The sequence below is a fragment of the Flavobacterium sp. FlaQc-48 genome (genome assembly GCF_044007335.1).
GTDB lineage: Bacteria > Bacteroidota > Bacteroidia > Flavobacteriales > Flavobacteriaceae > Flavobacterium.
Genome location: NZ_JBIPCR010000010.1, coordinates 204,775 through 217,046 on the forward strand (window position 1 = coordinate 204,775; position 12,272 = coordinate 217,046).

General features: G+C 35.8%; 14 protein-coding genes. 12 read left to right on the plus strand and 2 right to left on the minus strand.

The annotated features are described in order from the left end of the window. Positions 1 to 91: 91 nt before the first annotated feature. From ACHRWY_RS16875 to ACHRWY_RS16900, 6 genes are all read left to right on the plus strand, one after another. A complete protein-coding gene (locus ACHRWY_RS16875; protein ID WP_395356241.1) occupies positions 92 to 964 on the plus strand; it encodes a helix-turn-helix domain-containing protein in 873 nt (290 codons plus the stop codon). Positions 965 to 1,151: 187 nt separating this feature from the next. Continuing rightward, positions 1,152 to 1,568, plus strand: coding sequence for a cupin domain-containing protein (locus ACHRWY_RS16880; protein WP_395356242.1), 417 nt, complete (start codon positions 1,152 to 1,154; stop codon positions 1,566 to 1,568). A gap of 93 nt (positions 1,569 to 1,661) precedes the next feature. Beyond that, complete coding sequence (locus tag ACHRWY_RS16885; RefSeq protein ID WP_395356244.1) at positions 1,662 to 2,066, plus strand: cupin domain-containing protein; 405 nt, start codon at positions 1,662 to 1,664, stop codon at positions 2,064 to 2,066. 306 nt (positions 2,067 to 2,372) lie between these two features. Then, positions 2,373 to 3,425, plus strand: coding sequence for an NAD(P)-dependent alcohol dehydrogenase (locus tag ACHRWY_RS16890; protein ID WP_395356245.1), 1,053 nt, complete (start codon positions 2,373 to 2,375; stop codon positions 3,423 to 3,425). Between the two features lie 196 nt (positions 3,426 to 3,621). Continuing rightward, the gene (locus ACHRWY_RS16895; protein ID WP_395356246.1) at positions 3,622 to 4,518 is read left to right on the plus strand and encodes a helix-turn-helix domain-containing protein; all 897 of its coding nucleotides are present in this window, start codon (positions 3,622 to 3,624) and stop codon (positions 4,516 to 4,518) included. Between the two features lie 116 nt (positions 4,519 to 4,634). After that, positions 4,635 to 5,996 (plus strand): amidohydrolase, encoded by a 1,362-nt coding sequence (locus ACHRWY_RS16900; RefSeq protein ID WP_395356247.1) that lies wholly within the window; start codon positions 4,635 to 4,637, stop codon positions 5,994 to 5,996. Positions 5,997 to 6,262: 266 nt separating this feature from the next. On the opposite strand, the gene ACHRWY_RS16905 is transcribed toward ACHRWY_RS16900, so the two are convergent. Beyond that, a complete protein-coding gene (locus tag ACHRWY_RS16905; protein ID WP_395356248.1) occupies positions 6,263 to 6,853 on the minus strand; it encodes a DUF4142 domain-containing protein in 591 nt (196 codons plus the stop codon). A gap of 185 nt (positions 6,854 to 7,038) precedes the next feature. Here ACHRWY_RS16905 and ACHRWY_RS16910 point away from each other — a divergent pair, with 185 nt between their 5' ends. Beyond that, positions 7,039 to 7,938: an XAC2610-related protein gene (locus ACHRWY_RS16910; protein WP_395356250.1), complete on the plus strand. Its 900-nt coding sequence runs from the start codon at positions 7,039 to 7,041 to the stop codon at positions 7,936 to 7,938. Positions 7,939 to 7,991: 53 nt separating this feature from the next. Continuing rightward, positions 7,992 to 8,684, plus strand: a complete 693-nt coding sequence (locus ACHRWY_RS16915; RefSeq protein WP_395356251.1) for a hypothetical protein — start codon at positions 7,992 to 7,994, stop codon at positions 8,682 to 8,684. A gap of 187 nt (positions 8,685 to 8,871) precedes the next feature. Here ACHRWY_RS16915 and ACHRWY_RS16920 read toward each other — a convergent pair whose 3' ends face one another. Continuing rightward, positions 8,872 to 9,105 carry a hypothetical protein gene (locus ACHRWY_RS16920; protein WP_395356253.1) on the minus strand — a complete coding sequence of 78 codons (234 nt, stop codon included), beginning with the start codon at positions 9,103 to 9,105 and terminating at the stop codon, positions 8,872 to 8,874. 339 nt (positions 9,106 to 9,444) lie between these two features. Here ACHRWY_RS16920 and ACHRWY_RS16925 point away from each other — a divergent pair, with 339 nt between their 5' ends. The 4 genes from ACHRWY_RS16925 (at position 9,445) to ACHRWY_RS16940 (ending at position 11,873) form a co-directional block, all read left to right on the plus strand. Continuing rightward, positions 9,445 to 9,684 (plus strand): Rho termination factor, encoded by a 240-nt coding sequence (locus tag ACHRWY_RS16925; protein ID WP_395356254.1) that lies wholly within the window; start codon positions 9,445 to 9,447, stop codon positions 9,682 to 9,684. 96 nt (positions 9,685 to 9,780) lie between these two features. Next, positions 9,781 to 10,866 (plus strand): DNA topoisomerase IB, encoded by a 1,086-nt coding sequence (locus tag ACHRWY_RS16930; RefSeq protein WP_395356255.1) that lies wholly within the window; start codon positions 9,781 to 9,783, stop codon positions 10,864 to 10,866. Between the two features lie 110 nt (positions 10,867 to 10,976). After that, positions 10,977 to 11,138, plus strand: coding sequence for a DUF1328 domain-containing protein (locus ACHRWY_RS16935; RefSeq protein ID WP_072964100.1), 162 nt, complete (start codon positions 10,977 to 10,979; stop codon positions 11,136 to 11,138). 87 nt (positions 11,139 to 11,225) lie between these two features. Continuing rightward, entirely contained in the window at positions 11,226 to 11,873 is a 648-nt protein-coding gene (locus tag ACHRWY_RS16940) for a DUF5661 family protein (protein WP_395356256.1), read from the plus strand. Positions 11,874 to 12,272 lie beyond the last annotated feature (399 nt).

Here is a 12,272-nt window from a genome sequence, read left to right on the forward strand (position 1 = left end):
TTAAATTTTTGTTATTCTCATTTCAACCCTGAAACAAAAAAACCTGAAACCTGAAACAAATTTCTTTATTTGATTTTCATAACTTTGCAAAATGAAAGATCAATTAGAATTTCAGGCTTCTGAACTAGGTATAAACGATTTAAAGTTAAAAGGCTTTAAAGTGTATGAGGTAAATAGCGATGTTAGCAAGATTCCGACCTACAATCGCAGGGATTTTTACAAGATTTGTATCAATACCAGTAAGAGCCTGATTCACTATGCCGATCGTGGTATCGAAACTGACGGAACGATATTGTTTTTCGGCAATCCGATTATTCCGTATTCATGGGAAATTATTTCGCCTGTTTACGAAGGATATGCCTGCGTTTTTACCGAAGAATTTTTACGGGCAAACGATCGTTCTGAAAGTCTTCATGAATCGCCTTTGTTTAAAATTGGCGGAACACCTATTTTTAGCTTATCACCTGAACAAAAAGTGTTTATCGATTCATTATTTAAAAAAATGATCGAAGAACAGGAAACCGATTATGTTTTTAAAGATGATTTAATGCGTAATTATATCAATCTGATTTTGCACGAATCGATGAAAATGCAGCCTACAGAAAATTTCTTTAAACATAAAAATGCTTCTTCAAGAATAACATCTTTATTTCTGGAATTGTTAGAAAGACAATTCCCTATAGAAACAAAAAATGAACCTTTGGCCTTAAAAACACCTCAGGATTATGCACAAAGCCTCGCGGTACATGTTAATCATTTAAACCGTTCTGTAAAAGAAGTCACCGGAAAGCCCACCACAGCCCATATTACAGAGAGAATCATTGGCGAAGCCAAAGCATTACTGCAACATACCGACTGGAGTATTTCTGACATTGGATATTCGCTGGGATTTGAATATCCGAGTTATTTTAATAATTACTTTAAAAGGCTTACCGGAACGATTCCAAAATCGTTAAGAGCGTAAATTGTTTCATATTCATAATTTTTTGTTTGATTATTGTTATTTCTAATTGTCGATGCTAAAGTAATTTTGCGCTGAAATAATTAGTATTAACCACTATCGGTTTTTCGCTGACTAAATATAACTTCTATAAAGCGTATCTGGCTTTCTGATTTAGTTTCCAGCACTGATATACAAAAACAAAACAATTATGAAAGAATCAGAAAATCAATTAAATGAAACTATTTTCCCAAAAGGAGATTTAGCTTCAGCGGATTATTTTACAGGAAAAGCATGGGTGAAAATGCTGGTTCCAAATGATCCTGTTTTACATACTGCAGTGGGTAATGTCGTTTTCGAAGCGGGAGCGAGAAACAACTGGCATACACATCCCGGAGGACAAATCCTGATTGTAACACAAGGAACAGGATATTATCAGGAAGAAGGAAAACCAATTCAGTTGCTTCAGGAAGGCGATGTAGTCAACATTCAACCCGAAGTAAAACATTGGCACGGAGCTTCTCCGGACGGTACATTTACCCACATTGCTATTAGTACCAATACTGAAAAAGGTATTGTAGACTGGCTTGAACCAGTAACCGACGAACAATACAATAGCTTTAAATAATACAAGTAAAAGTGTTGTTTGGTGATCTAACGATTAATTAACGGTTTTGTTAGATTTTATTAAAATAAAAATCAATCTCAAAAAATCAATTTTATGTCAACACTTTATACTTCTGCTATTGAAGAGGGAAAAATCCCAAATACTTTTATGACTGGGGATGTTTCGTATAAAAAACAAACCAGCAATATTCATCCGGACAATACGATCATTAAAGAAGTGTCTTTTGAACCGGGTTCAAGATGCAAATGGCACATTAACGCCAGCTTACAATTGTTTATCGTAACAGACGGAATTGGCTATTTTCAGGAAAGAGGCGCTGCTATTCGTTTGCTTCATAAAGATGAGGTAATTACAATTTTGCCTGGCGTAGAACATTGGTATGGTGCAACTCCTTTTAGCCGATTTTCGCACATTAGCATTATCACAGAAATCGATAAAGGAAAAGGAATCTGGTTAGAAAGCGTAACCGATGACGAGTATTTTAGTTTTGGAAAGTAATCTAAGTTGCTAAGTTTCTGAACTTCTAAGTTACTAAGTGTAAAAGCTTACAGCCTTAAAAAAGAAAACTTTGCGACTTTGCGTCTTTGCTTGAAATAATATTTTTTTAACGCAGATTTAAGCAGATAGTATTTAAATCAAATTAAATCTGCCTAAATCCATGTAGATCTGCGTGAAATTATACACAACATTCGCAAACAAATTGTGTTTTCATGCCTTCCTGGCATTTTTCAAAACGTGACACGAGGCTTTAGCTGAATTGGCGAAGCAAATAAATAAAACCTGAAACTTTAAACAAAAACTTAAATGGAAACAAAAAACATAAAAGCCTTTGGTACAGAAGCTGCCGAAGCACCTTTGCAAACCTTAGATATACAACGCAGAGTAGTGCTGGCACATGATGTAGAAATCGAGATTTTATATTGCGGAATCTGCCATTCTGATTTGCATTCTGCCAGAAACGAATGGCACGGAACCATTTATCCAATTGTTCCGGGTCACGAAATCGTAGGGCGTGTAACAAAAGTAGGCGATCACGTAAAAGGATTCAAAATTGGGGATCTGGCCGGAGTAGGCTGTATGGTCGATTCGTGCAGAGAATGCGAGCATTGCAAAGAAGGATTAGAGCAATTTTGCGATCCCGGAAATACACTGACTTTTAATTCTCCTGATGTTCATTTAGGCGGACAAACTTTTGGAGGGTATTCTCAAAGTATTGTAGTCGATGAAAACTATGTATTGCATATTTCAGATAAATTAGATCTTGCAGGAGTTGCTCCTTTATTGTGCGCAGGGATCACCACATATTCTCCGTTGAAACACTGGAAAGTGGGTCCCGGGCAAAAAGTAGGTGTCGTAGGTATTGGTGGTTTAGGCCATATGGGAATCAAACTGGCAAAAGCTATGGGCGCTCATGTGGTGGTTTTTACCACTTCATTGTCTAAAACCGAAGATGCAAAACGGTTGGGTGCAGATGAAGTAGTTTTGTCTACCGATCCGGAACAAATGGCGAAATATGCCAAAAGCCTGAACTTTATTCTGGACTGTGTATCAGCTCAGCATGATATCGATGCTTACCTGAATTTGCTAAAAGTAGACGGAACGCTAACTTTGGTTGGCGCACCAATGGAACCACTTCCGGTAACATCATTTAGTCTTTTATTAGGCAGAAGAAGCTTTGCCGGTTCAAACATAGGCGGCATTGCCGAAACTCAGGAAATGCTTGACTTTTGTGCCGAACATAACATTACTGCTGATATTGAATTGATTGGCGTAAATGAAGTAAACGATGCTTACGAAAGATTACTAAAAGGAGATATTAAATACCGTTTTGTAATTGATATGGCTTCTTTGAAGTAACTTTCAAAGCGGCAAAGGTTCAAATTGGCAAAGGTTCAGAAGTTTATAAACTTTGTGTCTTAGCTTCCGATAGCTATTGTTATTGCGTGAACTAAAAACATACATAAATAAGTGCTTAAAAAGGTCTGACTTTATAAAGTCGGACCTTTTTTTATTCTTTTAAAAACTTATACCATATTAATTATTATTTTTGAAAGTGAACAATCAACCACTTTTTCCTTTGCAAAAACATTCGATTCCTGTTTTATCTGTTGGCAATATACTCGGGGAAGAAACTTTGGGTATTACCTTATTCCGCCATAGTGTAAAAGGAAGAAACGAATTTGAACAGCCTCATAAACATGATTTTTATCTCGTCTTTTTTGTAGAGAAAGGTTCCGGCGTTCACCATGTCGATTTTACACAATATATAGTAGGCGATTATCAGGTTTATTTTATACGACCGGGGCAGGTACATAACTGGTCGCTTGATGTCGATACTACCGGATTTCAGCTGATGCTTTCGGCAGATGTAATTACGATTTTCCCGAATTTAGGATCACTTCCGTTTTTTGAACAAAGTGTTCCGTCTTGTCTTTCTTTAAATCAGATAAAATTCGAAGAATTCAAAAATCAGTTACAGGAAATAGAATTGGTATTGCCGGATAATGATATGCTGACCAAAGAAATAGTCTTGCTTCGCTTGCATGTCATGCTGAAATTATTGCAAAAGGAGTATTTAAATCAATTTCCGGAGCACGACTCTTCAACCAAACCCGAAAAGATGATTAAAAGGTTTACGGTCTTAATTGACAATCATTTTAATCAGGAGTCTTCGGTGAATTTTTATGCTGATAAATTAAATATCACGCCTAATTATCTTAATATCCTTTCGCAGAAATATTTAAAAATGCCGGCCGGCGATGTAATTAAAGAAAGAACGATTCTCGAAGCCAAACGTTTACTTACCAGTACCGATTTGTCTATCAAAGAAATAGCCTACCAATTGGGTTTTAATGACAATACGTATTTTAGCAAAGTATTTAAAAAATATACGGGCAAAACTCCAGGCGATTTTAAACAAAGTTATAATTTTTACCATCCTTATCCGTAATATTACCGTTCCCGTTTTTAGTTTATCACGATTTTTGCAAACCAATGCATGCTGTTTATTACCAGAGTGTTATTGGAAAAACGTATAACAAACCCAGGAAATATAAAATATAATTTATGGAAGAGCATACAATAAGCCGAAAAAAATTCTTAGGATTGGGAGCTGCAGCAACCGGTGCCGCCTTGTTTTCAGGAATTGGGGGCAATGCAGTCGCACAGGTAGTACCGGAAGAAAATAAAACAGCCTTAAACGAATACCTTTTAGTGAATGTACGATTAGAAGATGGTTTTGAGTACAATGAAAAAAATGAAGTCATTGCCACCAAAACAGCTTTGTACACCGTACATATTGCCGATGGAAAAATTAAAAGCATTACAACAGGAAAATCGGCTTTGAAATTAAAAACAGTTGACGCCAAAGGTCTTTTGATGCTTCCGGGATTGCGTGACATGCACATTCATATCGATAAAACCTATTATGGCAGCGGAACCTGGAATGCAGCGCCAAGAAAAGGATATACAGTAAAAGATATGATTACGCTGGAGCAAAAGCTAATTCCAAAGTTGCTGCCGGATTCTCAGCATAAAGCCGAAGAAGCCATTAAACTCATGCAAAGCCAGGGGAGTTATTTTGCACGTTGTCAATGCAATATTGATCCTGTAAGCGGATTAAAAAGTTTAGAACATTTACAGGCCGCACTGGAAAAAAATAAAGATGGTTTTGGCTGGGAAATTGTGGCTTTTCCGCAGCACGGCATCTTATATTCACAATCAGAACCTTTGTTAAGGGAAGCAGCCTCGATGGGAATTGATTTCATAGGCGGACTTGACCCGACAAATGTTGATGGTAATATGGAAAAATCACTTGACACCATGTTTCAAATTGCACTTGATACAAATAAAGGTATCGACATACATTTGCACGAATCGCCTCCATCCGGTAAAGCTGCGATTGAATACATGATAAAAAAAGTAGAAGAAAATAAGCAGTTACAAGGAAAAACCTATATCAGTCACGGTTTTGCCCTGGCGAGAATGGACCCAAAGGATATGGAAAAAATAGCGGAACAAATGGGAAATCTAGGGATAGGAGTAGTGTCGACAATCCCTATTGGGAAAACCATAATGCCAATTCCGACTTTGAAAAAATACGGCGTAAAATTAATGACAGGAACAGATAGTATTGTCGATCACTGGCAGCCTTTTGGAACGTGCGATATGCTCGAAAAAGCAAAATTATGTGCACAATTATATGGCTGGACAGACGAATACAGTTTAAGCCGTGCCCTTCATATTGCCACAAAAGATGAGATTTTGCCGCTAAACGATTCAGGAACCCGCGTATGGCCCACAGCAAATGACGAAGCCAGTTTTATTTTAGTAAAAGCAAGCTGCTCCGCCGAAGCCGTAGCACGTTTGCCTAAAAGAGAAGGGGTTTTTTATAAAGGAAGAAAGATAGCTGGAGAAATAGGTTCATAGGTGTAAAGGTTCAAAGGGACAAAGGCTGAATGCTTTGTATTAAAACTTATCAAGCAGTTCCGGAGGAACGAAACATATTGTAGGGATGGATTTTAATCCATCCTACGTGGTTATTAAAACCTAAAAAGATGCACAGCAAGTGCGTCCTACAAAAAACTTTGTCCCTTTGCACCTCTGAACCTCTGTACCTTAGAAAAAAAAAGAAAACCCCTTAAGCAATTCAACTCTTAAGGGGTTTTTTGAAAATAAATAATAACCAATTAAATTTATTTCTTTTTGTCTAAGTCTTGTTTTAGCAATTTCGCATGCTCCAAATGAGCTGTTAGCGGTGCTATATTGTTTGATGCCCAAAGTTTAACATCTTGATCTTTTGCATCTTCAGTTGCTTTTTTCAATTTGTCAATAGCTTTTTCGTGTCCGTCGATCATCATATCAGCGAACTTTTTATCAAAATCAAGACCTGATTTTTCATTTAGTTTTTTGTATTCATCCTGACCATCTTCAGTTAACGAAGTAGGTAAAGTGAAGTTTTTAGCTTTAGCCAAAGCGCTAACTTCAGAAGCTGATTTGGTATGCTCATCAACAAGCATTTTTCCAAATTTTTTCACTTCAGGATTTGTACTTTTGGTTTGAGCCAGTTTTCCGATTTCGATTTCAGCAAGATTAATCTCTGCCTGATCTACCAGAAATTCCGAATCATCTTTTTTATCATCAATAGAGTCAAATTTAGCTTCGTTTGTATCTTCGGCAACTTCTTTTGGATCTTCTTGTTTGTTTTCGTTTTTACAAGAGTTTAAGGATATCAGCAGTAGTCCTGCTCCTAAAATTACTTTTCCGGCTAATAGTATTTTTTTCATGATTTTAAAGTTTAAATGTTATAATGTAAAATTATTCAGATCGTGTGAAGAATGTCTTACAGTATTTTTGAATAATGTTATATGATTTGGATTTATCTAAAAAATCAAGGTGTAATACAAATAGTGTTATATTCGCAATACCAAAAATAAGTACACCTTATCATATAAACCGAATCAACCATTTTATGATTGCCATAACCAACCATGCAGTACAACAAAAAATGATAGTGGCATTATTTTTTTTACTCTCACTTTGCATCAGGGCACAAACCACTTATACGGGCTTTATAGATAAGTATCCCATAGAATTTGTTACCGATATTAGCTCAGATGATTCCGGAAGTGCTATTTATGCCTATTCAAATTATGATACGCCTATTGAAATACGGGGTACATTAAAAAAGAAAGTATTAACTTTTTTTGAAAAAGATAAAAGCGGTAAAGAAACTGCTAAAATGACTTTTGAAAATTTTAATCCCAAAGCCACTAAAATCGAGGGAACATGGCTGGACTTAACTACAAAAAAAGAACTTAAGATAACGTTGTCCAAAATATCCGCTATTGATAATGGACCTTCAGCCGAATGGAAAAACAGGGAAATTCTACAGCCTGTCTCCCTTAAAGGCAAATATTTTAAGTTGATGGTGTCAAAAACCAAAGGCGATTTTTATGCCAAAGTAACCGGGGTTAAAATTCTGGAGAAAAAGACAGACAAACTACTTCAGCAATTTGATTTAGATTGTCAGCTTTGGGGGTTAAACAATATAAGTATCGATGATTATAATTTTGACGGCATTGAAGATTTCTCTGTTTTTGAGGCAAGTGCAGCCGGGCCCAATACGACCAGTTTGTATTTTCTTTACGATCCAAAGACACAAAAGTACTTTGAAAGCAGTTTTAGCGGCACTTCATTGGAGTTTGATAGTAAAACGAAAAGAATTAGCGAATACAATCAATGTTGTGCAGGGGCAAGTCAGATGAATGCAGTGTATAAGGTTGTCAATAATAAAATGGTTTTAATAAAGCAAACCTGCCTTCAGCTAGACATTAAATCAGGCGAATTAAAAAAGGTAAAATGCGATTAACCTCATTATACTTTTACTAAAACCATTTCTGAAACAATTGAAACATCCTGAAAATGAAAAAAATCTTTGCGATCACCATTTTATTTATTAGCCTTACAGCTTCTGCGCAAGCGTATCATCCCCGGTTTACGGATTTGTTTTTGAATGATCCCGATGAATCGCTTTTTAGCCCGGAACTTAATTATTTTCGAAAAGAATTAAAAGGAACCAGTGACATGCTCTTTGTTGGCGATTTACAAACCTCTATAGGACCATCTGCCTCATTTTATAGTTTTAAAGTAATTCCGAGAGTTTTTGAGTATAATTTTTTAAACTCAGGCGTATTTTTAAAATACAATGTGGCTACTCAGGACAAATTTGCATCTTTTTTTGTCACTTTTGAAGAGTTTATAAACGAAGATGAAGCCAGCGGAAACGGAAGAATAGAGTTGGAGAACAAAGGACTTTCGCTTGTTTTTGATCCAAAAGACATTAAGGTGTTTGATGCCGTAAATAATGTAAATAAAAAAAGCAGCAGGGCAGAATTTGTAATTCGTAAAATTGAATACAAAATCGACAAAACAAATTTAGAGATTCAGCTTATAGGAAGTTTTGCGACTGCAATTAACATTAAAGGAAAAAAATTAAAAAAAGAAGCCCTTTCTACACTTACCCTAAATGCCGACAAAAATAAGTTCAATATTTCGTATATCGATCCGGTAAAGAAGAAAAAGAAATTTATAATCGATCAAAACGTCAAATTATAAAACGGTATTTCTTGCCTTTGGGCTTTTCGCTTTTTTCTTTATGTTTTTAGTATTTATGAAAAATACTCCGACCACTAATGGGGTTTAAAGGGATTTGATTAAAAGAAAAGTATCAATAAAAAAAAACCGGCTATTGGTATAGTCGAGGTTTTAAGTTTTGTATTTAATTTAAAATAGAAATCTAAATCTATTCTTCATCCAGATATGGATTTAAAATTTCGGCTAATTGATTCAGCCAGTAAAAACTGTTTTCGAGATTGGCTTTTTCGTTTTGAAGTGTTTCATGTTCCCTCATAACGCCCAAAGCAAGAATATAATTTGCCTGCCTTATTGATTTCGCCATTTCTTTTGGATCAATTGTGTTGTTAAAAAAATTCATCAGCCTTGTTTCGGCTTCTTTCGAAAGGGTGTTTGTACTCATAACTTGACATTTTTTAGTGAATATAAAGCCCATGTTGATAAGGCGTTCTTAATTGTTTCCAATAGAGTACCGTACCACAAAGGCAAATTTTATGTAATTCTTAATGTCGTAGGTTAAGAACGGTAAATATAGTAAAAATCTTATTTATTTTTAATAAGTTTCTTATAAAACCGATGCTTAACCCCTGATGGAGGGGAAATTGTTTTGTTTTGTTGCGAAGGCTTCTGACATAGAGTTAATTATGAAAAGTTATCAAAAAATTGTATAACACATAATTCTTGCATTTTAAGGAATTTTACTAAACCATACAGTAAGTTATTAACCTAAAATTTTTCAGTTATGCCAGATGCCAGAATAAAAAACGAAAAGCAGTACCAGGCGCTATTAGAAATAGGATATAGCAAAGAAAAAGCAGCGCGTATTGCCAATACGCCGGATGCCGGTGAAAAAGGAGGAAATGCAAAACCTTATGATTTATGGACTAAAGAAGAATTGTATCAGCAGGCCAGAAAGGTGGGAATTCCCGGAAGGTCCTACATGAACAAAAAAAATCTAATTAAGTCCTTACGTCCCAATTAACATTAAAATAATGCCACAGAGGATCAGAAGAATTAAATATATCGGAAAACATCTTTATCAATCTGAAACCTGTGGCAAATAATAACAATGATTACCATGAATGCAGCAGCAAAAACCGAGAAACTAATGGGCCAATTGATTAAAACACCTCATTTGGTGTTAGAAAAATTAGATTTAGTTTATATCAGCAATCAAAAATTGCCTATCGAACGTTCGAAATGCGAAGAAGGCTTTGTTTATAAAAAAAACGGACGTTGCATTAAACAAAAAAGCGAGTTAAAACGCATTCACAGTCTGGTACTTCCGCCGGCCTGGGTAAATGTTCAGATTTCGGATTTGCCAAACGGACACTTACAAGCCGTAGGTTTAGACGATAAAAACAGAAAACAATACCGCTACCATCCAAAATGGAATCTGATCCGCAACCAAACCAAATTCTACAAAATAGCCGAGTTTGGAAGCAAATTACCTGCCATACGACAAAAAGTCGATCAGGATTTAGAACAAAAAGAATGGTCTAAAGAAAAAGTAGTGGCTCTGGTAATCCGGTTAATGGAAGAAACCCACATTAGGATTGGAAACGAAAAGTACGCCAAAGACAATAAATCCTACGGGCTTTCGACTTTAAGAAAACGCCATATCAACATCAATAAAAATTCCCTTCGATTTGAATTTACAGGAAAAAAAGGCGTAAAACACACCATTACGACCCGAAATAAAAAACTGGTAAAACTGGTGAGCCGTTGCGAGGAAATTCCGGGTTGGGAAGTTTTTAAGTATTACGATAAAAACGGCGAACGAAAAGTGCTCGACAGCCATATGGTAAACGAATATTTACATGAAATTTCGGGAGAATATTTTAGCGCCAAGGATTTCAGGACCTGGGCAGCCTCTATCGTATTTTTTGAAACCTTAATGGAAATTGGAACGACCAGCGATGAAAAAGAAATCAAAAAGAACATTTTAACCGCTTTTGATACTACAGCCGAAGCTTTGGGAAATACCAGAAATGTCTGTAAAAATTATTACGTTCATCCGTTACTGGTTTCGACCTACGAAGACGGTTCGATTCAGCACTATTTCGACAGGGCCAAAAAATGCCGAAGCAACAAAGAGCACTTTTCGCACAGCGAAATTGCCTTTTCAGAATTAATACAAAACTATCAGGTCAGTTTATTGTAAAATGACCTTGATTACGACAATAAAAGAATTTATGGAGTTAATGCATCTCTTTAAAAAGTATGAAATTTGAGTAACAAACAAAATCATTATTAATTAAAAAAATCACGCTTATGTTACGTTATACAGTCATTTTTATTATTCTTGCGATCATCGCCGGAATATTTGGTTTCACAGGCATTGCTGCCGGAGCCGCCAGTATCGCTAAAGTTTTATTCTTTATATTCTTAGTTTTATTTATTATATCTCTAATCACAGGAAGAAAAAGAATTTAGTCAGCACAGTAAATAAAATAACAATCAAAAACGACACATGTATTTAGGTAAATGTGTCGTTTGTATTTTCAAAAAAAAATAAAAATTATGGGAACTAAAAGCGGTGCTTACCAGGATGTTTACATCAAAAGAGAAGAGGTAATGGTAAGTTTAAAAAACGATGTGACAGATTTCTGTGAAAAATATATCAAACCTGTCCATCCTGAAAATTGGGACTGGTCGGTACGGGATTTCGAAAATCCTGAAAATGATCCAACGGTTGCCGAGGCAAGAGCCATCGCAAACATCGTTTTTAAGGATTTAAGCGATGAAAAAGAGACTGACGTTGATTTGTCTACCATGAACAATGTTGAGTCTATTAAGGCCTATTTAAATCCAAAAAGCAAATACGAAGCTTTTAATATGGAAGAATTTGCTTTTGCACTAAAGGTCGAACTCGAACACGGAAAAATTAAAGATGTCAATGTCACCAACAACCATCCGTTTCTAACGGCAATGATCGCACTGGCGCACATGACCGAAAGCCTGACGTATTACAAAAGACTAAAAGTAATGGAAGCCGAAGGCGAGATTTACGAAATCATGCGTAAAATTGATCAGGTTTCTTCCGGAAAAGACGAATTGTACAAAGAACTTATAGCCGCCGAAGAAGAATTAAAAGAGGCCAGGGCAGGACTGGCCGAACGTCTGGAAAAAATGGATGATATTCCGGTTCTGGAGAAAATAGGGGATTAGGTTTTTTTTTTGAAGGTTCAAAGTGGCAAAGGTTCAAAGTGGCAAAGGTTTAAAGGGACAAAGGTTCAAAGTAGCAAAGGTTCAAAGTGGCAAAGGTGAATTGAAAAAAAAGGTCCAAAGAAACAAAACCACAAAGTATATAAACTCTGAACCTTTGTCCCTTTGAACCTTTGCCCCTTAAAAAAAAAATAATTTTCTGGGATCCAATTCATCATTTACCTCGTTTGGTTCATTTGTGTCGATGCCCGGTTCTGGATTAAGGTTCAAAGGGACAAAGGTGAATTGAAAAAAAAGGTCCAAAGAAACAAAACCACAAAGTATATAAACTCTGAACCTTTGTCCCTTTGAACCTTTGCCCCTTAAAAAAAAAATAATTTTCTGGGATCCAATTCATCATTT

Coding starts and splice junctions, on each gene's coding strand:
- ACHRWY_RS16875 (WP_395356241.1), top strand. CDS start 92: ATGAAAGATCAATTAGAATTTCAGGCTTCTGAACTAGGTATAAACGAT.
- ACHRWY_RS16880 (WP_395356242.1), top strand. CDS start 1,152: ATGAAAGAATCAGAAAATCAATTAAATGAAACTATTTTCCCAAAAGGA.
- ACHRWY_RS16885 (WP_395356244.1), top strand. CDS start 1,662: ATGTCAACACTTTATACTTCTGCTATTGAAGAGGGAAAAATCCCAAAT.
- ACHRWY_RS16890 (WP_395356245.1), top strand. CDS start 2,373: ATGGAAACAAAAAACATAAAAGCCTTTGGTACAGAAGCTGCCGAAGCA.
- ACHRWY_RS16900 (WP_395356247.1), top strand. CDS start 4,635: ATGGAAGAGCATACAATAAGCCGAAAAAAATTCTTAGGATTGGGAGCT.
- ACHRWY_RS16905 (WP_395356248.1), bottom strand. CDS start 6,853: ATGAAAAAAATACTATTAGCCGGAAAAGTAATTTTAGGAGCAGGACTA.
- ACHRWY_RS16910 (WP_395356250.1), top strand. CDS start 7,039: ATGATTGCCATAACCAACCATGCAGTACAACAAAAAATGATAGTGGCA.
- ACHRWY_RS16915 (WP_395356251.1), top strand. CDS start 7,992: ATGAAAAAAATCTTTGCGATCACCATTTTATTTATTAGCCTTACAGCT.
- ACHRWY_RS16920 (WP_395356253.1), bottom strand. CDS start 9,105: ATGAGTACAAACACCCTTTCGAAAGAAGCCGAAACAAGGCTGATGAAT.
- ACHRWY_RS16925 (WP_395356254.1), top strand. CDS start 9,445: ATGCCAGATGCCAGAATAAAAAACGAAAAGCAGTACCAGGCGCTATTA.
- ACHRWY_RS16930 (WP_395356255.1), top strand. CDS start 9,781: ATGAATGCAGCAGCAAAAACCGAGAAACTAATGGGCCAATTGATTAAA.
- ACHRWY_RS16935 (WP_072964100.1), top strand. CDS start 10,977: ATGTTACGTTATACAGTCATTTTTATTATTCTTGCGATCATCGCCGGA.
- ACHRWY_RS16940 (WP_395356256.1), top strand. CDS start 11,226: ATGGGAACTAAAAGCGGTGCTTACCAGGATGTTTACATCAAAAGAGAA.